Origin of the sequence: Solwaraspora sp. WMMB335 (assembly GCF_049179075.1) — a bacterium.
Taxonomy (GTDB): Bacteria; Actinomycetota; Actinomycetes; order Mycobacteriales; family Micromonosporaceae; genus Micromonospora_E.
Genome location: NZ_JBMHMF010000001.1, coordinates 3,505,423 through 3,531,722, shown reverse-complemented (window position 1 = coordinate 3,531,722; position 26,300 = coordinate 3,505,423). Strand labels below are relative to the sequence as shown.

Genomic DNA, 26,300 nt, shown 5'->3' with positions numbered 1-26,300 from the left:
GCTCACCCTCGCACCTTAACGACCGCGCCCGCCCGGGCAGGTCACAGGTTGCCGCGGTTCTCCTGCTCCCGCTCGATCGCCTCGAACAGCGCCTTGAAGTTGCCCTTGCCGAAGCCGAGCGAGCCGTGCCGCTCGATCAGCTCGAAGAAGACCGTGGGCCGGTCCTGCACCGGCTTGGTGAAGATCTGCAGCAGGTAGCCGTCCTCGTCCCGGTCGACCAGGATGCGGCGCGCCTTCAACTCGCCGATCGGTGCCCGGACCTGGCCGATGCGGGCGCGCAGGGCCGGGTCGTCGTAGTACGAGTCCGGCGTGTCGAGGAACTCGACGCCCGCGGCGCGCATCGCGTCGACGGTGGCCAGGATGTCGTTGGTGGCCAACGCGACGTGCTGGACGCCGGGACCGCCGTAGAACTCCAGGTATTCATCGATCTGCGAGCGGCGCCGGGCCACGGCCGGCTCGTTGAGCGGGAACTTGACCTTGCGGCTGCCGTTCGCGACGACCTTGCTCATCAGCGCGGAGTAGTCGGTCGCGATGTCGTCGCCGACGAACTCGGCCATGTTCGTGAAACCCATGACCCGCTGGTAGAACTCGACCCACTCGTCCATCCGACCGAGTTCGACGTTGCCGACCACATGGTCGACGGCCTGGAAGAAGCGCTTGGGCTGCAGTCCGGCCTCGATCATCGGAGCGCGGTCGACGATCGGGTCGCGACGCACGAAGCCCGGCATGAACGAGCCGTCGTAGCGGGACCGGTCGATCAGGGTGTGCCGGGTCTCGCCGTACGCGGCGATGGTCGCGGTGCGCACCGTGCCGTTGGCGTCGACGCTGTCGGACGGGGCGGCAAGGCCGGTCGCGCCCTGGGCCAGCGCGTGCGCGTACGCGGTGTCGACGTCGGGTACGGCCAGCGCGATGTCGAGCACGCCGTCGCCGTGCCGGGTGACGTGCTCGGCGCCGGGAGCACCGGCGCGTACCGGGCCGCGCACGACGAACCGGGCCGCGCCGCTGGTCAACACGTACTCGGCGTGGTCGCGGTAGCCCTGTTCCGGGCCCCGGTACGCCACGCAGCTCATGCCGAACGCCGTGGAGTAGTAGTGCGCCGCCTGCTTGGCGTTGCCGACCAGGAAAGCGAGGTGGTCGACACCGTGCACCGGGAACGGGTCGCTGACGTCGTCGACGCGGGTGGAGCGGGATGTGGAGCGGGATTCGGTCAGGTAGCTCATGGTCGTCCCTTCGTGGCCGGGCCAATTCGGCCGATCGGGCCGGTATCCGCAGGATCAGGGCACCGACCGTGGCTGAGCAACTGTTGCGATTCCGGCTGGCCACTCTGCCCATCAGGTACGGTTGCCCGGCATGGATGCTGCGCAGAATGTCCAGCTAGATCAGCTTGACGCTGAGCTGATCGCCCTGCTCGACGCGGAGCCGCGGATCGGCGTACTCGAGTGCTCGCGTCGGCTGCGGGTGGCCCGGGGAACGGTTCAGGCCCGGCTGGACAAACTCGTCGCCCGTGGCGTCATCCAGGGCTTCGGGCCGCAGGTGGCGCCGGCCGCGATCGGGTTCGCGGTGACCTCGTTCGTGACGCTGGAGATCGGCCAGCGGCACGGGCACGAACCGGTGGCGGAGCACCTGCGCGGTATCCCCGAGGTGCTGGAGGCGCACACGATCACCGGGTCCGGTGACCTGCTCTGCCGGATCGTCGCGCGATCCAACAGCGACCTGCAGCGGGTGCTGGACCAGATCCTGGCCAACGCCGGGATCCGCCGGGCTTCGACGATCATCGCGCTCGCCGAGCAGATCCCGTACCGGATCATGCCGTTGGTGCGGTCCGCCGCCACCGGCACGCGGCGCGGCCCGATGATCGGCGGACCGGATTGATCGCGCTGCTGGTCGGGTTGTCCCCGCGTTGACCACTGTCGATCGAACAAAGGGTGGCTTGCGGAGCGCGGCGACGTTCTTACGGTGGGTTGGGCAGTTACCGACAGGGAGGAAACATGCCCGTAAGATCAGCAATCGTCCGCCGGCTGCTCGCCGTCGTCGGCGCCGTCACGCTCGCGTTCGGCGCGACCGCCGTGGTGGCACCACCGGCGTCCGCCCAGACCATCGTCCGGGTCACCACCACCCGTGGCTGTGAGTGGACGACCGGGGTGGGTCAGTACTGGCGGGTCAAAGCCGACGTCACCGTGGCGCAGGTCGCCGGCAGCAGCTACCGGTGGATCGAGTCGGCCACCAACGCCCGTACCGAACTGGTCGGCTTCACGCTCGGCGTGGAGGAGAGCAACCAGGTGGCCAGCGCGTCGATCCGCAACAACGGTGCCAGTGTCTACATCAGCGGGTCGGCGGTGCTCAGCTACGGCGTACCGACGCCATGGGGCGGGATCAACTGGTTGAGCCTGCCGATCAACTGCAGCACCACGTACTCCGTCTACTGACCGTCCGCGGGGTGCCGCGCCGGACGGGACCCGGCGCGGCACCCCGCCGGCCGGTGCCCGGTCATCCGTCGGCACACAGCGCGTCGCCGAGCGCGGTCCGCTCGTAGCGCACCGCCCGGCCGGCGCGGGCCCGGCGTACCAGGCCGGCGTCGCGCAGCACCGCGAGATGATCACCAGCGGTGCCCAGACCGATGCCGAGATGGGCGACGAGTTGGCTGGTCGTCGCCGACACGGCCAGGGCGCGCAGCACCGCGGCCCGGGTCGGCCCGATCAGCCGGTCCAGGCCGTCGGCGGCCCGACCGGCGGGCGGCGGGCCGAACAGGTCGGCCACGCCGCGGGCGCGGTAGCCGATCGCGTACGGCCACGGTGGGTCCAGATGCAGGCTCAGGGTGCCGAAAACCGTCGGTACGAACAGCAGCCCCTCGCCGCCGAGGTGGTGTGATTCGGCGGCGAAGCCGGTCACCGCGATGGTGGCCTCGGACGCCGCCCAACTCAGCCGCGGGTCGAGATCGGCCAGGGCCGAACTCCAGCCGTACGCGGTCAACCGGCCTGCCCGGTAGACCACGTCCCGTTCCAGGATGCCGCGCAGCCTCGGCCAGTCCGGCGCGATCAGCGTCCGCCAGGCCGCGTCGATCGCGTCGGCGAGCCGGTCCACCACGTCATCGGCGTCGAGTAGGCGCCGCACCGTCCCACTGGGCGGGCGGCGGCCGGCCAGGCTACGAGCGATCTCGTCGTGTGCCTGCGGCAACGGGGTGGCCCGGACCACCGCGAGCTGTTCGGCGAAGGTGAGCCCCACCCCGGCCGGTGGCGGCTGGATGAAATCCGCGCTGTAGCCGTGCCGGCGGTACAGCGCCCGGATCGCCACGATGCCGGGCTGCGCCTGGCGCAGCGCGAGGTAGCGGTCGCGGTGCCGGTGCACCCAGGGCAGCAGTGGTCCGGCCGGGTGCGCCCCGGCGAACAGCCGCAGTGCCGCCATCGTCTCGCCGATCGGTGAGATGGCGTACCGGCTGGCGGCGACGTCGGTCGGGGTCACCTTGATCCACATCGTCCGCGCTCCGCACTCGCCGTCACCGAACTCCCGCGCCCGCTACCTTCGCGCCCGCTACCTTCGCGCTGCTGCTTTCGCGCCGCTACTTTCGTTCCAGGCCGAAAGGTTACCGCCGGTCGCCGGTCGGTCGCATGCTTTGCCGGTGACCAGCACCAGTGCTCCCATCAGTCGGCCGGACGGACCGTCGCCGGGTGAGCGGGCGACCTTCCGCGACCTGTTCGCCGTTGTCGAATTCCGGGCGCTGTTCGCCAGCTTCGGCATCTACATGATCGGCGAGACGGTGAAGATGCTGGCGCTGAGCGTGCTCGTCTTCGAGCGCACCGGCTCGCCGTTGCTGGCCGCGCTGGCGTACGTCGCCGGGTTTCTGCCCAGCGTGATCGGCGGGATGTTCCTGCTGGCGTACGCCGACCGGTGGCGGCCACGGCGGATCATGGTCGGCTACGACCTGATCCGGCTGGCCACGGCGGGGGTGCTGGCGCTCGGGGTGCTGCCGCCGGGCGGCGCGCTCGCGCTGGTGTTCTGCATCGGACTGGCGTCGCCGGTGGCGATGGCCACCCGGACCGCCCTGCTACCCGACCTGCTCAGCGGTGACGGGTACGTGCTCGGTCGGGCCCTGTTCACCATCACCGCCGGCGCCACCCAGGTGCTCGGGTTCGCCGTCGGCGGCGCGCTGATCGGCCTGCTGGGGGCGTACGGCGCGCTCTGGGTGACCGCGGCGACCTGCCTGATCTCGGCGGCGTTGATCCGGTTCGGGCTGGCCGACCGACCGCCGCGCACGATCGGCACCGGCGGCGCGGTTCGGGAGACCTGGCGGGTGAACGGACAGTTGTTGGCCGACCGGTCGGTGCGCGATCTGCTGCTGGCCCACTGGCTGCCCGGGTCGCTGCTGGTCGGCGCGGAGGGGGTGATGGTGCCGTACGCCGGTGGTGAGGGAGCTGGCGTGCTGTTCATGGCCGGTGCGGCCGGGATGCTGCTCGGTGACCTGGTCGTCGGGCGGCTGGCGGCGCCGGCCCGGCGGGAGAAGCTGACCCCGTGGCTGGCGCTGCTGCTCGGCGTGCCGATGCTGGCCTTCGTCGCCGACCTCGCGCTGGTGCTGGCGGCGGTGCTGTTCGCCGCCGCGACGTTCGGGTTCTCGTACCACCTGGGGTTGGCCCGGCGGTTCCTGGACGCGGCGCCGGTGGACCGGCGCGGCCAGGCGTTCGGCCTGTCCCACATGGGGATGATGACCGGGCAGGGGCTGGCCGCCGGTGCGGCCGGGCTGGCCGCGGAGTGGCTCGACCCGGGGCTGGTGATGGCCGGGTTCGGTGCGTTGTCGCTGGCCGCGACGCTGGCGCTGTGGCGGGTACTCCGGGTACCGCGCATGAATGTACCCCGACACGCCTAAAAGGTGTATTTCGGTCAGGAGGCTGTCCGGCGCCTCAGCCCGGTTACGGTGGCCCGATGGCGAAGGGGAGCGCGCCGTGCGTGAAGTGCTACCTGGCCTTCGCGCTGGTCGTGGTCATCGTGCTGGCCGCCACCAACGTCTGGAACCCGTTCCCCGGCCTGTGGGACTGGATCAACCGCAGCCAACCACTCGCCGACCCGGACGTCACCTGGCAACAGCGGGTCGGCGGTACACCGCAGAGCGTCACCATCACCGACCGGGCCGTGATCGTCGAGCACCGTACCACCGTGGAGGGACGCAGCCTCGTCTCCGGCAACCAGGTCTGGGAACACAAGGCCGACTGGGCGGCGGTCGCCGGCGACGGCAGCGAGCAGGTCGTCGTGCACGGCAAACTGCTGGTCAACGGCTACCAGGTGACCAACCCGGCCACCGGCGGGCTGCTGCGCAGCGACGACGAGGCGGTCGCGGTCTGGACGTACCGCAACGCGCTGCTCGACGTGCGCTGCGCCAGCCCACGCGACTGCACCCTCACCGCCTGGGACCCCCGGGGCCGCACCCCCCGCTGGAGCAGCAACCTGCCCGGGATCGGGTTCGTCGTCTTCGCCGACAACCCGCAACTGCTCGGCAGCCGGGCACTGGAAACCCAGGACGTGGCCGCCGGCGCGGGCGGCCCGCAGACCATGCCCGCCGTGCTCGGCTTCCCGATCGACGGCCGGATCCACCTGGTCGAAACCCGCACCGGGCGTGCCCTGCAGGAGCTGGAACCGGAGCAGCACGAGCGGATCGTGGCCGTCGCCGGCCGGGTGTTCAGCCTGGTCGCCACGCCGCGCGACGGCGCCTGCTACTTCAACGTCCAGGCAGACGACCCGGTGACCGGGCTACGGGTCTGGCAGCGGACCGGGATCAACCTGCGTACCGCCGAACGCATCGGCTGCGCCCAGCGGCACGACCCCACCGGCGGCCCGAACGTGCTCGCCGGCATCGCCCCCGACATGCGGGAGACCGTGCTCGACGCACACGACGGGCGGGTGCTGTGGACCGGGGCCGCCGGGCAGGAACTGCTGGCGGTCGACGACCGGTACGCCCTGGTCCGCTCCGCCGACGGCGAGACCCTGCAGGCGTACGCCCTGCCGGTGCCCGCCGTCCGGTGGAGCCGGCCGATCCACGCCGACGCCGAGGCGGCGCTCACCCGGCACGCGGCGGTGCTCGTCGACCGCAAACCGGACCGGGTCGTCGCGCTCGACCCGGCCACCGGAAAGGAGCTGGTCAACCTGCGTACGTCGGCCGAGGTCCTCGCCGTCGGCCCGGCCGGCATGGTGCTCGGCGACGGCCGGGAGATCGGCTACGTCCGGTTCACCGGCGTGGTCACCCCGACCCCGACCACCGCACCCGCCGCCCCACCGGACCCCGACGGCGACCCCAACTGCGGCGGCCCGAAGCAACCGGAGTGCCGCCCCCTGCCCGGCAAGGACGGCTGACCCTGGAGGGGGTGGGAGGTCGGGCCGGCTCTGGCCTAGGCTTGCCGCTCATGAGCAGTGCCGCCCCGTTCACCCACGCCCCGCTGCTGCCCCTCGGGGCGGACCAGACGGAGTACCGCCTGATCAGCGACGAAGGCGTCGACGTCGTACACGGGCCGGGCGGGCGCCGGTTCCTCACCGTCGACCCGGCGGTGCTGACCGCGCTGACCGCCGAAGCGATGCATGACATCGCTCACTATCTGCGCCCGGCACACCTGGCCCAGCTGCGAGCGATCATCGACGACCCGGCGGCCTCGCCGAACGACCGGTTCGTCGCCCTCGACCTGCTGCGCAACGCGAACATCGCGGCCGGCGGGGTGCTGCCCATGTGCCAGGACACTGGCACGGCGATCGTGATGGGCAAGCGGGGACGGCACGTGCTCACCGACGGCACCGACGAACAGGCCATCGCGCTCGGCGTCTACCAGGCGTACACGAAGCTGAACCTGCGCTACTCGCAGCTCGCGCCGATCACCATGTGGGAGGAGCGCAACACCGGCACCAACCTGCCGGCCCAGATCGAGCTGTACGCCGAGGACCCGGGCGGGCAGCCCGACGCGTACAAGTTCCTGTTCATGGCCAAGGGCGGTGGCTCGGCCAACAAGTCGTACCTCTACCAGGAAACCAAGGCGCTGCTGAACCCGACGCGGATGATGCAGTTCCTGGAGGAGAAGCTGCGGCTGATCGGCACCGCCGCCTGCCCGCCGTACCACCTGGCGGTGGTCATCGGCGGCACGTCGGCCGAGTTCGCGCTCAAGACCGCCAAGTACGCCAGTGCCAAGTACCTGGACAACCTGCCGACCAGCGGCAGCATGACCGCGCACGGCTTCCGTGACCTGGAGCTGGAAGCCGAGGTGCTGGAGCTGACCCGGCAGTTCGGCATCGGCGCGCAGTTCGGCGGGCGGTACTTCTGCCACGACGTACGGGTGGTCCGGCTGCCCCGGCACGGTGCCTCCTGTCCGGTCGCGATCGCCGTCTCCTGCTCCGCCGACCGGCAGGCGGTGGCGAAGATCACCCCGTCCGGGGTGTGGCTGGAGAAGCTGGAGACCGACCCGGCCGGCTTCCTGCCCGACGTCACCGACGAGACCCTCGCCGCCGACGAGTCCGCCGACGCGGGCGTGGTCCGGGTCGACCTGAACCGGCCGATGGCCGAGATTCGCGCCGAGTTGTCGAAGTACCCGGTGAAGACCCGGCTGTCGCTGACCGGTCCGCTGGTGGTGGCCCGCGACATCGCCCACGCGAAGATCGCCGAGCGGCTGGACGCCGGTGAGCCGATGCCGCAGTACCTGCGCGACCATGCCGTCTACTACGCCGGCCCGGCGAAGACCCCCGAGGGGTACGCGTCCGGCTCGTTCGGCCCGACCACGGCCGGGCGGATGGACGCGTACGTGGCGAAGTTCCAGGCCGCCGGCGGTTCGCACGTCATGCTCGCCAAGGGCAACCGCTCGGCGCAGGTGACCCGGTCGTGCGCCGAGCACGGCGGCTTCTACCTGGGCTCGATCGGCGGGCCGGCGGCCCGGCTGGCGCAGGACTGCATCCGGCACGTCGAGGTCCTCGAATACCCGGAGCTGGGCATGGAGGCCATCTGGAAAATCGAGGTGGAGGACTTCCCCGCGTTCATCGTGGTCGACGACAAGGGCAACGACTTCTACGCCGAGGTCACCAAACCTGTCCTCACCGTCGGCCGCCGCTGACCGGCGGAGGCGGGGCGATCCGCCCGACCCCCGCCGGGGTCCAATCTGGCGATGGTCAGCTCAGGTACTTCTCCCACGGGCCGGTGATGGCCAGGGTGAGGCCGGGGTCCTGCATGTTGACGAAGAGAATCTTGCCGTCGTCGGTGAAGGTCGGCCCGCAGAATTCCGAGTCGTTGAGCTGGTTGCGGGCGATCGCGTAGGTCGGGCCGCCCGGGATCGCGCTGAGCACGTGGGACGCGCCCGAACCGTCCTCGGCGAGCACCAGGCTGCCCCACGGGGTGACGGTCACGTTGTCCGGACCGTCGAAGGTCAGGTCGCTGTATTTCGCCGGCGTACCCTCCTCGGACGTGGTCTGGTGCGGAAAGTACGTCACCAGCTGGATGGTCTCGGCCCGGTAGTCGTAGAACCAGACCATGCCGTCGTGCGGGGCCGCGTCCGCCGGCAGGTCGCCGTCCTCCCAGGCGTACGAGTTGACCACGTACACGCCCTGGTCGGTGCCCCACACGCCCTCGAACTTGCGGCCACGGGTGACCTCGTCGTCGGCGAACTGCTCGCGTACGGTCGTGGTCTGCGCGTCGCGCTCCGGCACCTCGATCCACCGGACAGGGAACGGCCGGCCCAGTTGGGCGGAGGTCAGGTAGGCGACGTCCGGCAGCACCGAGCCGTCGTCCATGATGATCTGCATCGCGGCGAGCACACCGGCGTCCGGGGCGAGCCGGGTGAGCACGCCGGGACCGAGCTTGACCCGGCGGGGTGCGGTCCAGCGGTAGAACAGCCCGTTGGGTCCGTCGGCGTCCTCGGACAGGTAGATCTTCGTCCGGTCGGCGTCGATCGCCAGCGCCTCGTGGGCGTAGCGACCCAGGCACCTGATCGGCCTCGGGTCCGCGTGGCCGTCGGCCCGGACCTCGAAGACGTAGCCGTGGTGTACCGGCCGCGTCCGGCGTCGTAGACGGCCATGCCGTCGTGCTCGGCCGGGGTCACGCCCTGGCCGTCGTCGAGCCGGGTGACGCCGGTCCGGGTGACCACGGCGTAGCTGAAGCCCTCGGGCAGGGCCCGAATGCCGTCGGGGTCGTCCACCAGCGGCGGGAAGGGGAGACGGCCACCCCCGGCCCTCGGCGGGTGATTCCGGCCCGGATGCGCCTGGGCAAGCGAGGGAAGGCCACCGGCGACATCGCAGCGAAGAGTCGGGGTGTCCTGAAAGGCGGATCGGGCTGGTTGCCGCCGCCGCGTACCCTGTTGCCACCCATCGCTGACCGTCGAGACGCCGGAGTCGTCATGTCCTTCACCGCAGCCGTTCGTTCGGTGCTTTCGCAGTACGTCGGGTTCGGCGGGCGGGCCCGCCGCTCCGAGTACTGGTGGTTCTTCCTCTTCTCCTTTTTGGTCAGCATCGTGACCTCGATCCTCGACGTCGTGCTGGGCACCGACTTCGACGGGTCGAACGGCCTGTTCAGCCTGATCGCTACTCTGGCGCTGCTGCTGCCGTCGCTGGCCGTCGGCGTGCGCCGGCTGCACGACACCGACCGTTCCGGCTGGTGGATCCTGATCGGGATCATCCCGATCATCGGCACGATCGTCCTACTGGTGTTCTTCGCACTGGACGGCACGCCCGGTCCGAATCGCTTTGGTCCCAGCCCGAAGTATGACGCCGCACCCGGCTGGGCAAGCTGACGGCGGCCGGCGGCCGGTCTGGGCCGGCGCAGTCCAGAGTGGCGGTGCCGCCCGGTCCGAGCGGCAGGGTCTGATCGGCATCGACCACCGACACCGGACCGGTCGGCCGGTCACGGGTCCCCGATGTCGAGGGTGACCTTCGACATCGGGCGACCTACGCAGGTCAGCACGTAATCGTCGGCCTTCTGCCGTGGGGTGAGGCAGTTCGGCTCGTCCTGCGCGACCTGCCCCACGCGGAGCTTCACCACGCACTCCCCGCAGTTGCCGACGGTGCAGGAGTACGGCATCGCCAACCCGGCCGCGAGTCCCGCATCGAGCAGCGTCTGACCGGGCTCGACCAGAACCGTCGCGACCGGCTGTCCATCCTGCTCGACGGTCACCGGCTGGGGCACGGCCGGCGCGGTCGCCGGGTCCGCCGCGCTGGTGTAGAGCTCGTGGTGTACCAGTGTGTCCGGGACTCCGAGGCTGGTCAGCACGCCTCGGACGGCGTCGATCAGCGGTCCGGGGCCGCAGACGTAATAGTGGGCGTCGCGGGCCGGGGACAGGCCGGTGATCCAGCGGCGGACGCCGTCCGCGTCGAGCCGCCGGTCCCTGCTGGTCAGTACGTGGGTGACCGACAACCGGTCGGGGTGCGCACGCTCCAGCCGGCGCAACTCGTCGGCGAAGATGATGTCCTGCTCGCTACGACTACTGTAGAGCAGCGCGATGCTGTCGGGACCGGTCCGGCTATCGTCGGTCCGGCTATCGTCGGTCCGGGCGGCGAGCCGCGTACGGATGATGCTCATCATCGGCGTCACGCCGCTGCCCGCCGCGACCAGCACGATGTCACCGCGACGTTGTCCTGCGGTGTGGAAGGAGCCCGACGGCCCGCGTACCGCGAGGCGGTCGCCGGCACGCAGGTCACGGTGCACGTGGGTGGAGAAGCGCCCACCCTCGACGTGCTTGACGGTGACCTCCAGCCGGGGCGAGCCGGGCGCCGACGAGGCCGAGTAGGCCCGTCGTACCGGTCGACCGTCGATGTCGACGACGAGCGTGAAGAACTGGCCGGGCTGGAAGTCGAACGGTGCTCGGCGCTCGTCGGCGTCGGCCAGTACGACGGTGACGACGTTCGGGGTCTCCCGGCGGACCTGCACGACCCGTACCTCGCGGAGCGGGTTCTCTGTCCGCGGGTTCTCTGTCCGCGGACCGGTCGCCGGCCGGCGGCGCAGCCGGGTCAGCAGGCCGTGACGACGCCCGCCTACCGCCTCGGGCTCGATGCCGTCGTAGCCCTCCCTGCGCAGCCCGAAACGATAGGCACGGTTGAACACCAGGCGCACCAACCGGGGCATCCCCGGGACCGCCCCGAGGGCCTTGAGCAGGAACGCTGGCGGGCCGCCCGCGGCGTTCGCCGCGCCGACGGCGAGGCGTTCCCCGGCCAGCGCCATCAGGTCCGGAACCTCGCCGGGCCGGATGTGCCCGTCGGGATCCCAGGGCCGCGAGCGCGCCACCGCAGAGTTGTCGGTCACCTCGGCGTGCTCGACGTCGACGAACAGCGCCGCGTGCGGTGCCATCCCACGCAGCGCCATCGTCTCCAGCAGCGCGGGGTCGTCGGTGATCGCACCCCGGCCACGCACGTGCAGCACACCGCTGCGGCCGGGGACGAGCGCGGCGAACGAGAGCCGGTCGTCCTGCAGCAGGTTGTGCAACGTGTCGGCGCGTTTGTTGCCTTTGCGGTCGGCGATGGCGAGCGTGTGACCGTCCAGGATCCGGACCACCGTCGGCCGGTCGCCGCGTGGGCTGGTGTCGCTTCCACCATTCGAGTCCCAGCTGGACAGGGCGAGGAACGGTGCGGTGGCGAGGAACTCGGCGACGCCGGGTCGGCACAGCGGGCCGTCACCCGTCGTCCCGGCCGCCGGTGTGGGTGGTGCCGCCGGCCCGGCCGGTGCCGGCGGGGTGGGCGGCCGCCACAGGCGGGACCGGAGGACGGCTTGTGCGCAGTGCACGTACGCCTGCTCGATGTCGACCGTCGTCCGCGCGCCCGTGCGCGCGACCACCCTGCCGTTGACGCGCAGGATCTCCCCGACGCCGGGCAGGAGGAAGAAGAACGAGACCGGCCCGTCCGGGTCGCCGGGCGCTGGCAGGGCGAACGAGATCCGGGTGGGTGAGTGGACGTGGGTGAATCCCTGCGTGCCGCCGATGAAGGTCGTCCTGCTGGTGCCGCTGGTGTCGCGGTAGCCGAAGGCCGCGATCGGACAGCGGGCCAGGATGCTCCGGCAGCCCTCGTCGAGGGCGTTGATCTGCTTGAGCACGACCATCGGCGCTGGTCGGCCGACGATCGTCTCGACCTGCTCCACTGTCGTCAGTCGGCCTGCGATGCTCACCATCTCGGCTCGCCATCCGTACCGATCAAGTCTTGGTTTTTGCAGTTCACAGCACTATTCTGAGCAATAGCTCATCTTTTGGCTACTCGCTTTTCGTCGCCGTCGAGGAGGACCCGGATGCCGTCGGGCGACGATCGTCTTCAGCCACGTCGCAGGCCTCGCCAGGTGCGCGCCGAGCTGACCCGCGAGCGCATCCTCACCGCCGCCGCTCACGTTTTCACCGAGCACGGCTACGCCGCCGGGACCACCAACCGCATCGCCGAGCGCGCCCGCATCTCCATCGGCTCGCTGTACCAGTACTTCCCGAACAAGGACGCCATCCTCGCCGAGCTGCTGGTCCGCCACATCGATCGCGGTGCCTGGCAGCAGGCCGATCAGCTCGACATGTCCGTCGGGAGCCTGAAGGCGATGGTCCAGGCGATCGTCCGCGACGCGATCGACAACCATCGGGACGATCCGCAACTGCTCCGCATCATGATCGAGGAGGCGCCGCTCTCGCGGGAGCTGCTCGACGCGATCAACCGGCACGGCGAGGTCCGGGTCGGTCAGCTGCGTGACCTGCTCACCCGACACCCGGACGTCGACGTACGCGACGTCGACACCGCAGCCGAGCTGATCCTGTTCACGGTGGAGGTCAACACCCACAAGCTGATGGCGGACCCGCGGGCCATCCCGGTCGAGACGCTCGAAAACGAACTGGTCGACATGGTGACCCGGTATCTGCGCGGCGACCGGTAGGTGGAACGATGTCGCTTTTTTGCGGCCGTCACGGTGTGGGAGAGGCTGCCCGCCCGCCGCGAACGACTCTGCGATGATGGCGGGATGTCCACCGGCACCGCCCCGCCCGCCCAGCCGTTCGCGCACCTGCAAACGCAGAACGTCACGCTGTACCGGGACGTGCTGAACGCATTCGTTCGGGCGAAACGTCGGTTCACCGTGCACCTGCGTCCGGAGGACGTCCTGGCCGAGATCGGTCCCGGGGTGTCGCTGGAGGCCGTCGCGGCGGCGCTGGCCCAGCTCGCCGACTGGGGCAACCTGCGGGCCGACCCGGACACCGGACGGGTCACCACGGTGGAGGACTTCCACCGCGCCCGCTACCTCTATCAGTTGAGCGCGCACGGCCACGCCGCCGAGCAGGCGATCGCCACGTACGAGGAGACGATCGGCCGGCGCGGCGCGCTGCAGTCGGTGGCGCTGTCCGACATCGCCGACCAGCTGCGCGCCCTGCTGGAGATCGCCACCGAGGCCGCGGCCGGCTCCGCGCCCGATCCGGCGAAGACCCACCTGCTGATGCTGAGCCTGGTCGACCGGTTCACCGGGCTGGCCGACAACGCGCAGGCGTTCATGGCCTCGCTGCGGCGGGCGGTCGACTTCGCCGACGCCGACGTGGCGGCCTTCCTCGCGTACAAGGAACAGCTGATCGCGTACATCGAACGGTTCATCGCCGACCTCGCCAACCGGGGTGCGGAGATCGCCGGCCTGACCCACCGGATCGAGGCGACCGGGGTGCGCCCGCTGCTGGAGATCGTGGCCCGTCGGGAGGCCACCGACGCCGCGCCCGGCGAGGACGCCGACGACCAGGCACTGCACCAGGCGCGGGGGGTCTGGCAGCAACGCTGGAACGGGCTGCGGGACTGGTTCGTCAGCGGCGACTCCAGCCGGCAGTCCCAGGCGCGGCTGCTGCGTACCGCCGCCATCGGCGCGATCCGGCAGCTGCTCGGCGCGGTGGCGTCGATCAACGAACGTCGGGCCGGCCGGTCGGACCGGTCGGCCGACTTCCGGTCCCTGGCGCTGTGGTTCGCGCAGGCCCCCGACGACGAGACCACGCACCGGCTGTGGCACACCGCGTTCGGTCTGTCGCCGGTGCGGCACCTGACCGTCACCGCGGAGACCCTGGCCGCGGTCGAGCAACGGCCGGTGCCGGCGTCGACATCGTGGGCCCAGGCACCCCGGTTGGAGATCAGCCCGCGACTGCGCAGGACCGGATCGTACGAGCGGCGGGGCTCGCCGAGCCGGGTGCTGGACCGCTCCGCGCAGCGACGGCAGCTGGCCGAACGCGCCGAGCGGGAGACGGCGCAGACGGCTCGGGCCCGCGCGGCGTTGGCCACCGCCGGCCCCGTCCCGCTGTCGCGCCTCGGTGAGCTGGACACCGCCGAGTTCCGGCTCTTCCTTCAGCTGCTGGGCGACGCGCTGGCGGCCCGGCGGCCGGGCGCGGCGGAGGTGACCACCTCCACCTCCGACGGCACGCTACGGGTACGCCTGGTCCGCGTCGACGGAGCACCGCCGGTGCGGATCGTCACCGCCGACGGGGTGCTCACCGGGCCGGAACATCTCGTCGACATCACCGATCTCGCCCCGATCGCAGCCGACCGCGCGCCGATCGCAGCCGACCGTGCGTCAGCCAGTGCCGACCTCGCCTCGGTCGGGGTGGCCGGATGAGGGCTCGCGGCCCTGCCGAGGGCGACTCCTCGGGCCGGTTGCAGCGGGCCGCCCGGCTGCTGCTCGCCCGCCCCCTGCTGGTCGCCGGGCTGACCCCGGACGAAGACTTCCGACTGGTCCGGACGTACGCCTCGGAGCTGAGGGAGTGGTTCGACCGGGAGACCGGGTGGCGGCTGGTCGCCGACGCCCAGACGATCCGGCTGATGAAGCTGACCGCCGACCCGCGCGACCAGACCCATCCGGCCCGGGATCCAAAGGCCAGGACCCCGTTCTCCCGGCAGCGGTACGTGCTGGCCTGCCTCGCCCTGGCCGCGCTGGAACGCGCCGACGGGCAGATCACCCTGGGCCGGCTGGCCGAGGACGTGGTTCTGGCCGCCGCCGATCCGGCGCTGGCCGCCACCGGGTTCACGTTCGCCCTGGACCGGCGGGAGCGGCGCGCCGACATGGTGGCGGTGGTCCGGCTGCTGCTGCACTGGGGGGTGCTACGTCGGGTGGCCGGCCACGAGGACGCATACCTCGGCACCAGCGGCGACGCGCTCTACGACGTGGACCGGCGGGTGATCGCCGGGCTGCTGGCCAGCAGCCGTGGCCCGTCGATGATCGGTGACGTGGCACCGGACGCCCGGCTGGCGGCACTGACCGTCGAGGTCGTGCCCGACGTGGAGGACGCCCGCAACCGGGCGCTGCGGCACCGGCTCACCCGGCTGCTGCTCGAACAGCCGGTCGTCTACTACGACGAGTTGACCGAAGCCGAGCTGGCCTACCTGACCAGCCAGCGGTACGCCATCCTGAGCCGGATCAGCCAACTGACCGGGCTGGTCGGCGAGGTGCGGGCCGAGGGAGTCGCGATGGTCGACCCGGCCGACGAGCTGACCGACGTCCGGATGCCGGCCGAGGGGATGCAGAGCCACCTGACACTGTTGCTGGCGGAGCGGATCGCGGCGGCCGGCGCGGGCGGCGCGGGCGGGCTGCGGGTCAGCGAACTGCACCGGCACACCCGCGAGCTGGCCCGGGCGCACCGGTCGTACTGGCGCAAACATGCCACCGATCCGGGCGCCGAGATCGAACTGGTCGCCACGGCGTTGGACGCGCTGCACGCACTCAAGCTGATCTCGGTCGAGCCGGCCGAGGACCCGCTGGTCGTCGCCCGCCCGGCGATCGCCCGTTACGCCTTGGCGGAGCCGACCATCCGGGAAACCCGGACCGTCGTCCGTTGATCCACCCGTTTGATCCACCCGCTGCGCCGACGATTCGCTCCGTCGATGAGAGGAAGTAACCGTCACCGTGACCGCCGCCGCCATCGAATCCGCATCGACGTCGACCCTGGTCCGGGACCTGCCGGTGCCGGACCGGGAACGGTGGCAGCCGCTGCGGGCCGGGCTGGTGGACATCTTCTACTACGACCAGGAGGAGTTCCACTTCCACGGCGGCAGTCTGCTGCTGCGGGGCAACAACGGCACCGGCAAGTCGAAGGTTCTCGCGTTGACCGTACCGTTTCTTCTGGATGGTGAGCTGGCACCGTACCGGGTGGAGCCCGACGGGGATCCGCACAAGCGGATGGAATGGAACCTGCTGCTCGGCGGCCGGCACCCGCACCCGGAACGGACCGGCTACACCTGGCTGGAGTTCGGCCGCCGCGACGCCGACGGCACCGCCCGCTTCCTGACCATCGGCTGTGGACTGAAGGCGGTGGCCGGGCGCGGAATCGCCCGGCACTGGTACTTCGTCACCAGCCAACGGGTCGGCGCCGATCTGCACCTGCTCACCGCCACCGGTACGGCGTCGACCCGGGACCGGCTGCGGGACGCGATCGGCCCGGCGGGGATGCTCTACGACCGAGCCGTCGACTACCGCCGGGCGGTCGACGAGGCGCTGTTCGGCCTGGGCGACCGGTACGACGCACTGGTGTCCCTGTTGATCAAGCTGCGGCAGCCGCAGTTGTCGAAGCGCCCGGACGAGAAGACCCTGTCCCGGGCGCTCGGCGACGCGCTGCCGCCGCTGGACGAGAACCTGATCGCCCAGGTCGCCGAGGCGTTCCGGGGTCTCGACGACGAGCGGGAGACGCTGACCGAGCTGCGGGAGACGAAGAAGGCGGCCGACGACTTCCTCACCCGCTACCGGCAGTACGCGCGGATCGCGACGAAACGCAAGGCCGCGGTGCTGCGCCAGCAACACAGCCGGTACGAGCAGCTGGGCCGCGAGCTGGGCGAGGCACAGCGGGCACACGAACAGGCCGACCAGGCGGTACGCCAGGCGGAAGTCCGGCTGGCCGAGCTGGACGCGCGCGGCACCGAGCTGGAGGCGCGCCGGCGGGCACTGGCGGAGAGCCCCGAGGCACGCACGGCCGAGCACCTGCGTCGGCTGCGGGAGGCGGCCGATCAGTTGGCGACGTTCGCCGGCCAGCAGGCGAAACGTCTGCGCGACGTCGAGGCGGAGGTGGCGCGGACCCGGCGTACCGCCGAGCAGACGGCGCAGGAGCTGCTGGCAGCCCAGGGGCAGGAGGCGGCGGCCCGTACCCGGGTGGCGGGCGGCGCGGCGGCGGCGCGATTCGCCGACCGGCACCGTGACCGGGTCCTCGCCGCCCTGCCGGACGAACCACGCGGCGGCGGGCCCGCCGCCGGGCTTGCCGGCGGGCCGGGCGGCGGGTTGGACGACGCGCGCCGGGCCGCCGGCCAACTGATCGAGGACCGGCGGGCCGCGCTGCGTACCCTCGATCGGCTCCGGGTCGCCGCCGATTCGGCCCGGACCCTGGCCGACCGGGCGCGGGAGGAGGCCGACCGGCTGGACGCCGAGCTGGCGACGGCCGACGAAGCGGTCACCGACGCCGAGACGGTCGCGGCCGAACAGGGCGAAACACTGGTACGGCGGACCGGCGAGTATCTGACCGGGCTGGTCGAGTTGTCGATCGTGGACCCGGAGGCGGTGCTCGGCCGACTCGACTCCTGGGTGACCACCCTGGACGGGGACAATCCGGTCGCCCGGGAGGTGACCGCCGCCAGCCGGGTGGCCGCCGAGGCGATCGCCCGGGCCGACGCGGCGGTGGAGGCCGAGCAGCGGCGGGTCGCCGACCGGGTCGGGGAGATCGACGCCGAGTTGCGTCGGCTGACCGACGGGGTGCACCAGCCACCGCCGGCACCGCACACCCGGTCCCCGCAGGTACGCCTCGACCGGCCCGGTGCTCCACTGTGGCGAGTCGTTGACTTCGTCGAGGACGTGCCGCCGCAGGTGCGCGCCGGCATCGAGGCGGCGCTGGAGGCCGCCGGGGTGCTCGACGCGTGGATCGACCCGGACGGCACGGTACGGAACCCGGCCAGCGGCGACGCGCTGCTGCGACCCACCGTCGAGGCGGGGACGAACCTCGGGACCCTGCTGCGCCCGGCCATCGACGACGCCGACCCGTACGCCGCCGCGTTGACTGGGCGGACCGTCGCCGCCGTACTCGCCGCCATCGGCCTCGGCGCGGACTCCGGCGCGCCGACGTGGGTCGGCACCGACGGCGGCTTCGGCATCGGCGTCGTCACCGGCCGGTGGACGAAACCGGACGCGGAGCACATCGGCGACGGCGCCCGGGAGGCTGTCCGTCGGGCCCGGATCGCCGCGCTGCACGCCGAGGCCGACGAACTCGCCGCCGTGTCGGCCGACCTCGCCGAGCAACGCATCACACTGGACGAACGCCGGCGGGCGGTCGGCCGGGAGACCGAGAACCTCCCCTCCGACCAGCCACTGCGCGAGGCACACACCGTGGTCCGTGGCGCCCACCAGCTACGCCGGGACACCGCCGGCCGACGTGACGAGGCGGCGGCGAGGCACCGTACGGCGGTCTCGGCCGCACAGGCGGCACTGGCCGAGGCGACCGAGTTCGCCGACGACGTGGGCCTGCCCGCCGACGCCGACGGGCTGGCCGAGGTCCGCGACGGGCTGCAGGACTACCAGGTCACGCTCGCCGCCTGGTGGCCCACCCTGACCGGGGTACGCGACGCGACGCGCCGCCGCGACGAGGCATCCCAGGCATACGAGGAGAAGCGGGGGCAGCTCGAACCCGCCGCGATCGAGGCGGCCGAGGCAGCCGAGACGGCCCGGCTGGCCCGGGTGGAGTTCGAGACGCTCGACGCGACCGCCGGTGCGTCCGTCGCCGACCTGGAACGCCGCATTCGCGAGGTGGCCGAGGCCGAGCAGGAGTGTGGGCGGGAACGCCGCGACACCCAGCAGCGCGAACGCGAGGCCCGGGAGGCCCGGGGTGATGCCGGCGGGCGACGTGACCGGCTGACCGGGGACCTGGCGGAGGCCACCGCGACCCGGGACGCCGCCGTCGAGGTGCTGCGGACCTTCGCCGGTACCGGCCTGATCGCCCTGGCCTGCCCCGAGCAGGAACTGCCGGACCCCCGACAGCCGTGGGCGACGACGCCGGCGGTGACCGTGGCGCGTGGCGTCGACCGGCTGCTCGCCGACGTCGACGACGGCGACCGCCCCTGGGAACGGGTCCAGCATCAGGTCAGCCTGGACATGAAGGTGCTCACCGACAGCCTGTCCCGGCACGGGCACCAGGTGCTGCCCGTCGTCCGCGACGACATCATGATCGTGGAGGTGGTGTTCCAGGGACACAGCCGCTCCGTCGCGGACCTGTCCGCCGCCCTGGTCACCGAGATCGACGAACGGCAGCGGGTGCTTTCCGCCCACGAACGGGAGGTGCTGGAGACCCACCTGGTCAACGAGGTCGCCGGAGCCTTGCAGGAGCTCGTCGCCGGAGCCGAACTGCAGGTGGCGACGATGAACGGCGAGTTGGAGGAGCGGCCCACCTCCACCGGGATGCGGCTGCGGCTGCTGTGGCGGCCGACCCGGGACGCCCCGCCGGGCCTGGCCGAGCTGCGTGCCCGGCAGCTGCGGCAGAGCACCGACGTGTGGAACGACACCGACCGTCGGGCGATCGGCGCGTTCCTGCAGGAGCAGATCAGCCGGGAACGGCTGCGTGACGAGGCGGCCACCTGGCACGAGCAGCTCACCCGGGCGCTGGACTACCGGGCCTGGCACGAGTTCGCGATCCAGCGCCATCAGGACGGGCAGTGGCGCCCGGCCACCGGTCCCGCCTCCGGCGGTGAACGGGTGCTGGCCGCCAGCATCCCGCTGTTCGCCGCCGCCTCCTCGTACTACGGTTCGGCGGGTAACCCGTACGCGCCGCGCCTGATCGCCCTCGACGAGGCGTTCGCCGGGGTCGACGACGATTCCCGGGCCAAGTGTCTCGGGCTGCTCGCCACCTTCGACCTGGACGTGGTGATGACCAGCGAACGGGAGTGGGGCTGCTATCCGCAGGTGCCCGGTCTGGGCATCGCGCAGCTGGCCCGGCACGACGGCATCGACGCCGTACTGGTCACCCCGTGGCGGTGGGACGGGCGGGAACGGCACCGGATGCGTCGCGTCGAGCTGGCGGTACCGCAGCAGCGACCGACCCGCCCGGACGGCGAAGCGGACCCGACCAGACCGGACGGCGAAGCGGACCCGACCAGACCGGACGGCGAAGCGGACCCGACCAGACCGGACCCGGCCGGACCTGACGGCGCTGAGCAGCCCGCGCTGTGGTCCGCCGAGTGACCGAGGTGGACGGTGAGGTGGTCGGGCCGGACGGTGAGGTGGTCGGGCCGGATCTCGACCGGCTGCGCCGCCAGCTCGGCGGGGCCGACACCGAACGGGTCGTGCAGCGGGTCCGCCAGCGGATGGCCCACGGTCGGCCGCTGACCGGCACCATCTCGCTGAGCCAGCCGACGTCGGCCGAGCGGCTGGCGGTGCAACGACTGCTGGGGCGCCCACCCGGCCGGGGCACGTCGCTGACGGTCAACCTCGACGACCTCGACCAGGTGGTGCGCCGCAGCGGCCTGCACCCGGACGGACTGGCCGCCGCCGTCGAGACCATCCTCGGGCCGGTGCCGGTGAACGCCGAGGTCCGCGCCGCCGAAGACACCGCCTGGCGTACCGTGCTGGCGCCGTTGGACCGGCTCGGCCGGCGCACGCCCGACCTGGCCGACTGGTGCGGCGATCGCGGTACGGTCGCGCTGACGCGCCGACTGTCCGGTACGCCGGACGCGGCGGGTCCCCTCGTCGAGCACCTGGTCGCGGTGCTGGCGGCGCTGCCTGCCGACGGGATCCCGCTGGCTCGGCTCGCCGCACACACCACCGGCGACGCGCACGCCCTCGACGCCGACCGTCCGCTGGCCACGCTCGTGCTGTCGGCCGTCCGCGCCGTCTGGTGGCGCGGCGACGACGAACCGACGTCCCCGGCGCAGCGGCGGCGGGCGCTGTGGGACAGCGCCGGCGTCCTCGTCGACGAACTGTCGTCGACCGTCCTGACACTCAACGTGGTGGCGAGTCCCGGCAGCCGGCTGTACGCCCTGACCGCGCCCGCCGCGACGACCGGTGAACCGCTCGTGCTGACTCTGCGCCAACTCGGCCGCGGACAGCCGGTCTTTCCGGCCGGCACCGTCCACGTCTGCGAGAACCCGACCGTACTGGCCGCGGCGGCCGACCTGCTCGGTCCGGCGTGTCCGCCGCTGGTCTGCGTCAACGGTCAGCCGAGCACCGCCGCGCTACGGCTGCTCGCTGGTCTGGCTGCCAGTGGCGCGCGGTTGCGCTACCACGGCGACTTCGACTGGGGCGGCGTACGGATCGCCAACCTGTTGCGCTCCCGAGTGACGTGGCAGCCGTGGCGCTACGACGCCGCCGCGTACCGGGCGGCGGTGGCGGGTGTCGCGTCGGGCACGGGTGCCGCGTCGGGAACGCTGACCGGTCGGCCGGTCGATGCCAACTGGGACGCCGAACTGACCGCGCTGATGAGCCGGCACGGTACGCGTGTCGAGGAGGAGCTGGTCCTCGACACCCTCCTCGCAGACCTGTCCGGCGCCCGGTAAAGCTTGATCGGACTGCCCATAGTCGACTGTCGCACCGGTTGTCCGTTGAACGGACGTGAGAGTGGCCTCACCGGATCGTCTGGCCTAGAGTCTGCGCGTGCCTGCATCCCCCGTTACCCCGCCTGACCGACTGGCCGCGCTACTGGGCACCGCTGGCCCGGCGGGCGCGTTCAGCGCACGTCGTACCGCGTCGCCCGATGGTCTGACGCTCTCGGTGCGCGGTGTCGGGCCGATCGCCTTTCCGGCGACCGCCGAGCAGGCGGAGCAGCTGTGCTCCGTTGGTCGGCCGGCCAGGTTCGGCAAGGGCGAGCAGACGCTGACGGACGCCAAGGTCCGGGACACGTGGGAAATCCCGACGAGCCTCGTCGACATCGACGAACAGCGGTGGCTCGAAACGCTGCGCCCCATGCTGGACCACCTCCGAGCCGACCTCGGCCTGCCCCAGGGGTGCGAGCTGGTAGCCGAGCTGCATTCGATGCTGGCGTACGGGCCCGGCCAGTTCTTCGCGCCACATCAGGATTCGGAGAAAGCCGATGCCATGGTCGGCACCCTGGTGGTGACGCTGCCGTCGAAGACGGCCGGCGGCGTGCTGTCGGTCGAGCACGCCGGCCGGACCGGGACCTACGAATCGTCACCGGACGAGCTGACCTTCGTCGCGTTCTACGCCGACTGTCGGCACCATGTGTCGCCGGTGACGTCGGGTCACCGGATCGTGTTGACCTACAACCTGTTGCTCGCCGGTGACCCGGTCGCCTTGGCCGCCGAAGGGCTGGACCAGGACCTGGTCACCGAGTTGGGCGGCTGCCTGGACGATTGTTTCGCCGAATTGTCCGACGAGCCCGCCCGGCTGGTCTACTTGCTGGATCACGAGTACACCCAGCGGGCGTTGGGCTGGGACCGGCTCAAGGGCGACGACGTCGGCCGCGCAGCAGCGGTGCGGGCGGCCGCGCAGGCCGCCGGTTGTGAGGTCACCCTGGCGTTGGCGGAGCTGCAGGAGACCTGGAGCGCCGTCGACCCCGAGGAGTCATGGGGCCGCCGGGGCCGGGGCCGGGGTCGATACGGTCGGTATCGATACGACGAGGAGGAACCCAGCGGCGGGAGCGGATCGGGCGAGTACGAGCTCGAAGAGCTCATCGATTCGTCGATGACCCTCGACTGCTGGCTGGACGAGTCCGGCGAGGTGGTGCCCACATCGCTGCGGATTTCAGACGACGAGGTGTGTGCCACGACGCCCACCGCGAACCTGTCGCCCCAATCGTCGGAGTACGAGGGGTACATGGGCAACTACGGCAACACGTTGGACCGGTGGTACCGCCGGGCGGCGATCGTCGTGTGGCCGCGTCGGTGGACCTTCGCGATCCGTGCGCAGGCGTCGCCATGCTGGGCCCTCGACCGGCTCGCCGGTCTGCTGCGGGCCGGGGACGTCGCCGGTGCCCGGCGCAGTGCCGCCACGCTCGCCTCTTTCTGGCAGGTCGCCCCGGCGGCCGGCGAGCTTGTCGTCGGGCGGGCACTGGCGGTCGCCTGGGAACTCGATGAGCCGGACCTGGCAGCCATGCTGCTGGCGCCGCTGCGGGTGGAGACGCTGGCGCCGGCCGACGCCCCGGTGCTCGCCCGCCTCGCCACCCGCTACGGCGAGTCCTGGATCCGGGAGCGGGTCAACGGCTGGTTCGGCCGAAACTGGCTGTCCCGTTCGTCGCTGTTCGACAAGCAGACCCCGGACTGGCTGGCATCGCTGCCCGCGATGTGCGCGGCGCTGCGGGCGACCTCCGACGCCGGGGGTGTGCTGGTCGGCGGGCTGCTGGTGGCCGGCGTCTGGTCCGAGCTGCACGGCTGGGCCCGAGGACTGCTGACCTACCCGGCGGCCCGCGACCGGCGCAAGTATCTCGCGGACCTGGGGCCGCGGATCGCCGTCGTCCTGGCCGGTGCCGCCCGCCTCGGCACGGCGGACCTGGCTGGCCCGGCGGTCGAGTTCCTCTGCCGGGACGAGGACGACGTGCTTGACTGCGCGATGTCGACGCTGCGGGCCGCCCGCGCGACCGCAGCGGGCCAGGCGGGGCAGCAGGTGGCCGACCTCGACACCCTCGACACCCTCGCCGCGCACGTCGCCCGGCGGCTCGAGCAGCAGCTCGCCCGGCCAGTTCGAGCCGCCGACGACTGGTCGGTGGAACTGCCCAAGGGATGCGACTGCGAGCTGTGCACCACCCTGGTGGCGTTCCTCGACGATCCGGTGCGCCGCACCTTCGAGTGGCCGCTGGCCGAGCAGCGCCGCCGCCATGTCCACTCCCGCATCGACCAGGCCGACCTGCCCGTCGACCATCAGACCCGGCGCAGCGGGCGACCGTACACTCTGGTCCTGCGCAAGACCGACGCGCTCTTCGACCGCGACCGCGAGGCCCGCCGCCGCGCCCAGGAGGACCTGGCCTGGCTCACCCACTGACCGAGCCGGCCGGCCGCTCAGCCGGCCGGCCAGCCCGAGCCGGTCCGACCCCGACCACCCCGAACAGCTACGAGGACCCGAGCATGCCGATCACGGCCGTCCGACAGATGGCGTACTTCCCACCATCGGCGTACGAGCAGGCGTGGGAGCGCGGCCTGCTGGACGCCACCAACTACCGGTACCACGCGGATTACCGCCGCGAGATCCAGCAGCAGCTGCAGGCGCTGTCCGCCGACGGCCGAGGCCCGATCCGGATCGTCGCGCTGGACGTGCCCGGCCTGCTGGCGTACGCGGAACAGACCGGCCAGGACCCGACCAGCCGGCAGACCCGGCTGGGTTTCGTGGGCTGGCTCGGTGAGCAGGGCGCCGACACCGTCGCCTGGCCGCCGGAGCGCAACGCCGGGTGCTGGTGCGGCTCCGGCCGCAAGTACAAGAGGTGCTGCGCGGCACCATCGTTCCTGGCGGTCGAACCGGCCGACCCGGCGTCGCTGGTGCTCACCGTCGAGCTCGACGGGGTGACGCCGAGGGTGTGGCGGCGGGTCGCCATCCCGTCGAACACCCCGCTGGACCGGGCCCACCGGATGCTTCAGGAGGCCTTCGACCTGCCCGGTGAGGGGTCGTACGCCTTCCGCACCGACGAGTACACGATCGTCGCGCCCGGGTCGGGCCAGCGTGGTGTCCCGGCGGACGGGGAACGGTTGGTGTCGATCGCCACCGAACCCGGCGACCAGTTCCACTACTTCCACGGCCCCGGCCGGAGGTGGCGCCACACGGCCACCCTCGACGAGATCCGGCCCGGCGGTCCCGGCAACACGTTCACCGTCCTGGCGGGTGACGGCAGCTGGCCGGCCGAGCCGGTCGCCGACCAGGTCAAGCAGGCGATGGACGGACTGATGGAACTCGCCGAGTCCAGCGCCGACGTGGTCGACGCCGAGGCTGAGACGTTCCGTGAGTTCGGCGACCGGGCCGACCCGTTCGACGTGGAGATCCACACCTCGCAGCTGCTGGCCCGGTTCGACCAGACCCAACCGTCGGGGTCGTTCGGGCTGGCGATGGGGGCGCTCTCCATCGCGAGCCGGCGGCCGAAGCCGCACGTCGCGGCGTTCGTCGCCGCCGTGAACCACCTGATGCCCGGCCTGGCGACCGGGAAGGCGCTGTCCGATCTGGCCCGGCGTGGAGTGCCGCTTCCGGCGTGGGCCGAGCGGCTCGGCAAGGTGGACCCACGACGGGCGTGGCGCTACCGGGACGCCTTCGATGATCAGGAGGCCGTGCTGGTGACCTTCGGCTACGCTGGCGACGCCGCCGAACACGGCATCCTCGTCGAGATCGCCACCTGCCCCACCCCCACGGTCACCGTGGTCCACCTGTCCCGAAGCGTCGACGCGCTGCGGGAGGTCCTGGAGAAATCCGCCGACACCGCCGCCGGCCGGGTGATCCTGGAAGAGACCACCCTGGCGTGGGCGTCCGGGGCGTTGGCCGGCGTGCTCCGGCGAGTCAAGCCTGACCTGCCGGCCGAGAGCCGGGCCTGGCTGCCGATCGTGGCGCAGCGGGTCGACCTGCTCCCGCAGCCCGAACCGGTCGAGTCGACCCGCCACACCCGGGCGGACCGGGCCACGGCGGTCGACGAGTTCCTGGCCGCCACCGCACCCCTGCCGGGCGTCGACGGCGACGTCCTGCGGTTCTGGGCGCAGGTCCTGGCCGGTTCCACCGGAACGGACGGCTCGGCGCCGACCCGGATCGGGCCGGTCTGGCTCGGACACGTCCTCGGCGAACACGTCCCACGCACCTTCGAGCTGACCCCTGCCCAGCGGGCCGGGCTCGGTGCCGCCGTCACCGCCTGGGCCGGGTGGGCGGCCGAGCGGCAGGGCCTGCCCGCCGCCGCTGTCGAGGTGCTGACGGCCCGGATCGCCGAGATCGACGAGGCGTTCGGCCGCGCCTACGCCGACCCCGAGCGGGCGGCCGCCCGCGGCTACCTCAGCGACATCACGCCGACCACCACCGACGGGGAAGACCTGCGCCGCGCGTACGCGCTGCGTAGCACCGCCGTCCCGGTGGTGCGACCCGGGCAACTGACCGAGCAGCCGCTGCGGGTGTCCGATCCGGCAGACCGGCACCGGATTCTCTCCGCCGAACTCGAGTCGTGGGAACTGGCGCCGAGTCAGTCCGTACCGGCCTGGTCCGCCGCGCTCACCGCGATCAGCGACCAGCTCTGGAACCTGGAGTCGGACCTGGCCCGCGAAACCATGGACTACCTGGACCAGGTCGGCCCGGATGACGATCTGCTCGGCGACCTCACCGAACTCGCCGTCGAGCATGGACTCGGTACGACCAGGTTCCACGAGTTCGCCCGCGACCGGCTCACCCCGGATCCGGAGGACCTCGGCTGACCGACTGCGCGTCACACCTGGACCCGTCCGGAGCCTGGTGTCGT

17 protein-coding genes are annotated in these 26,300 nt (G+C 72.1%); 13 read left to right on the top strand and 4 right to left on the bottom strand.

Annotated features, from left to right (window positions below; genetic code table 11):
* Positions 1–41 precede the first annotated feature (41 nt).
* Entirely contained in the window at positions 42–1,220 is a 1,179-nt protein-coding gene (hppD, locus tag ACN27F_RS15260; protein WP_421434181.1) for a 4-hydroxyphenylpyruvate dioxygenase, read from the bottom strand.
* Positions 1,221–1,350: 130 nt separating this feature from the next.
* Here hppD and ACN27F_RS15255 point away from each other — a divergent pair, with 130 nt between their 5' ends.
* Positions 1,351–1,872 carry an Lrp/AsnC family transcriptional regulator gene (locus ACN27F_RS15255; protein ID WP_421434180.1) on the top strand — a complete coding sequence of 174 codons (522 nt, stop codon included), beginning with the start codon at positions 1,351–1,353 and terminating at the stop codon, positions 1,870–1,872.
* Between the two features lie 116 nt (positions 1,873–1,988).
* Positions 1,989–2,426: a hypothetical protein gene (locus ACN27F_RS15250; protein WP_421434178.1), complete on the top strand. Its 438-nt coding sequence runs from the start codon at positions 1,989–1,991 to the stop codon at positions 2,424–2,426.
* A gap of 61 nt (positions 2,427–2,487) precedes the next feature.
* Here the strand turns inward: ACN27F_RS15250 and ACN27F_RS15245 are convergent, their stop codons facing one another.
* Entirely contained in the window at positions 2,488–3,471 is a 984-nt protein-coding gene (locus ACN27F_RS15245; protein WP_421434177.1) for a DUF5937 family protein, read from the bottom strand.
* Between the two features lie 145 nt (positions 3,472–3,616).
* Between ACN27F_RS15245 and ACN27F_RS15240 the strand changes: the two genes are divergently transcribed.
* Genes ACN27F_RS15240 through ACN27F_RS15230 form a run of 3 tightly spaced genes read left to right on the top strand, consistent with a single transcriptional unit; the run spans position 3,617 to position 8,069 of the window.
* Positions 3,617–4,858, top strand: a complete 1,242-nt coding sequence (locus tag ACN27F_RS15240; protein WP_421434175.1) for an MFS transporter — start codon at positions 3,617–3,619, stop codon at positions 4,856–4,858.
* 56 nt (positions 4,859–4,914) lie between these two features.
* Positions 4,915–6,336 (top strand): PQQ-binding-like beta-propeller repeat protein, encoded by a 1,422-nt coding sequence (locus ACN27F_RS15235; RefSeq protein WP_421434174.1) that lies wholly within the window; start codon positions 4,915–4,917, stop codon positions 6,334–6,336.
* 50 nt (positions 6,337–6,386) lie between these two features.
* On the top strand, positions 6,387–8,069 hold the full coding sequence (locus tag ACN27F_RS15230) for a fumarate hydratase (RefSeq protein WP_421434172.1): 1,683 nt from the start codon (positions 6,387–6,389) through the stop codon (positions 8,067–8,069).
* Positions 8,070–8,124: 55 nt separating this feature from the next.
* Here the strand turns inward: ACN27F_RS15230 and ACN27F_RS15225 are convergent, their stop codons facing one another.
* Positions 8,125–9,312 carry an alkaline phosphatase PhoX gene (locus ACN27F_RS15225; protein WP_421434171.1) on the bottom strand — a complete coding sequence of 396 codons (1,188 nt, stop codon included), beginning with the start codon at positions 9,310–9,312 and terminating at the stop codon, positions 8,125–8,127.
* Between the two features lie 32 nt (positions 9,313–9,344).
* Here ACN27F_RS15225 and ACN27F_RS15220 point away from each other — a divergent pair, with 32 nt between their 5' ends.
* Positions 9,345–9,737 (top strand): DUF805 domain-containing protein, encoded by a 393-nt coding sequence (locus ACN27F_RS15220; RefSeq protein WP_421434170.1) that lies wholly within the window; start codon positions 9,345–9,347, stop codon positions 9,735–9,737.
* Positions 9,738–9,847: 110 nt separating this feature from the next.
* On the opposite strand, the gene ACN27F_RS15215 is transcribed toward ACN27F_RS15220, so the two are convergent.
* Entirely contained in the window at positions 9,848–12,100 is a 2,253-nt protein-coding gene (locus ACN27F_RS15215) for a 2Fe-2S iron-sulfur cluster-binding protein (RefSeq protein WP_421434169.1), read from the bottom strand.
* A gap of 162 nt (positions 12,101–12,262) precedes the next feature.
* Between ACN27F_RS15215 and ACN27F_RS15210 the strand changes: the two genes are divergently transcribed.
* From ACN27F_RS15210 to ACN27F_RS15180, 7 genes are all read left to right on the top strand, one after another.
* A complete protein-coding gene (locus ACN27F_RS15210; protein WP_421434168.1) occupies positions 12,263–12,835 on the top strand; it encodes a TetR/AcrR family transcriptional regulator in 573 nt (190 codons plus the stop codon).
* An 84-nt stretch (positions 12,836–12,919) separates the two neighbouring features.
* On the top strand, positions 12,920–14,536 hold the full coding sequence (locus tag ACN27F_RS15205) for a TIGR02677 family protein (RefSeq protein WP_421434167.1): 1,617 nt from the start codon (positions 12,920–12,922) through the stop codon (positions 14,534–14,536).
* Positions 14,533–15,753, top strand: a complete 1,221-nt coding sequence (locus tag ACN27F_RS15200) for a TIGR02678 family protein (RefSeq protein WP_421434166.1) — start codon at positions 14,533–14,535, stop codon at positions 15,751–15,753. The genes ACN27F_RS15205 and ACN27F_RS15200 overlap by 4 nt, the downstream gene beginning before the upstream one ends.
* A gap of 67 nt (positions 15,754–15,820) precedes the next feature.
* The gene (locus ACN27F_RS15195) at positions 15,821–20,122 is read left to right on the top strand and encodes a TIGR02680 family protein (RefSeq protein WP_421434165.1); all 4,302 of its coding nucleotides are present in this window, start codon (positions 15,821–15,823) and stop codon (positions 20,120–20,122) included.
* Entirely contained in the window at positions 20,119–21,432 is a 1,314-nt protein-coding gene (locus tag ACN27F_RS15190) for a TIGR02679 family protein (RefSeq protein WP_421434163.1), read from the top strand. The genes ACN27F_RS15195 and ACN27F_RS15190 overlap by 4 nt, the downstream gene beginning before the upstream one ends.
* Before the next feature lie 97 nt (positions 21,433–21,529).
* Positions 21,530–23,869, top strand: a complete 2,340-nt coding sequence (locus ACN27F_RS15185; RefSeq protein ID WP_421434162.1) for a 2OG-Fe(II) oxygenase — start codon at positions 21,530–21,532, stop codon at positions 23,867–23,869.
* Between the two features lie 83 nt (positions 23,870–23,952).
* The gene (locus ACN27F_RS15180; RefSeq protein ID WP_421434161.1) at positions 23,953–26,256 is read left to right on the top strand and encodes an IS1096 element passenger TnpR family protein; all 2,304 of its coding nucleotides are present in this window, start codon (positions 23,953–23,955) and stop codon (positions 26,254–26,256) included.
* Positions 26,257–26,300: the final 44 nt, after the last annotated feature.

Coding starts and splice junctions, on each gene's coding strand:
- hppD (WP_421434181.1), bottom strand. CDS start 1,220: ATGAGCTACCTGACCGAATCCCGCTCCACATCCCGCTCCACCCGCGTC.
- ACN27F_RS15255 (WP_421434180.1), top strand. CDS start 1,351: ATGGATGCTGCGCAGAATGTCCAGCTAGATCAGCTTGACGCTGAGCTG.
- ACN27F_RS15250 (WP_421434178.1), top strand. CDS start 1,989: ATGCCCGTAAGATCAGCAATCGTCCGCCGGCTGCTCGCCGTCGTCGGC.
- ACN27F_RS15245 (WP_421434177.1), bottom strand. CDS start 3,471: ATGTGGATCAAGGTGACCCCGACCGACGTCGCCGCCAGCCGGTACGCC.
- ACN27F_RS15235 (WP_421434174.1), top strand. CDS start 4,915: ATGGCGAAGGGGAGCGCGCCGTGCGTGAAGTGCTACCTGGCCTTCGCG.
- ACN27F_RS15230 (WP_421434172.1), top strand. CDS start 6,387: ATGAGCAGTGCCGCCCCGTTCACCCACGCCCCGCTGCTGCCCCTCGGG.
- ACN27F_RS15220 (WP_421434170.1), top strand. CDS start 9,345: ATGTCCTTCACCGCAGCCGTTCGTTCGGTGCTTTCGCAGTACGTCGGG.
- ACN27F_RS15215 (WP_421434169.1), bottom strand. CDS start 12,100: ATGGTGAGCATCGCAGGCCGACTGACGACAGTGGAGCAGGTCGAGACG.
- ACN27F_RS15205 (WP_421434167.1), top strand. CDS start 12,920: ATGTCCACCGGCACCGCCCCGCCCGCCCAGCCGTTCGCGCACCTGCAA.
- ACN27F_RS15200 (WP_421434166.1), top strand. CDS start 14,533: ATGAGGGCTCGCGGCCCTGCCGAGGGCGACTCCTCGGGCCGGTTGCAG.
- ACN27F_RS15180 (WP_421434161.1), top strand. CDS start 23,953: ATGCCGATCACGGCCGTCCGACAGATGGCGTACTTCCCACCATCGGCG.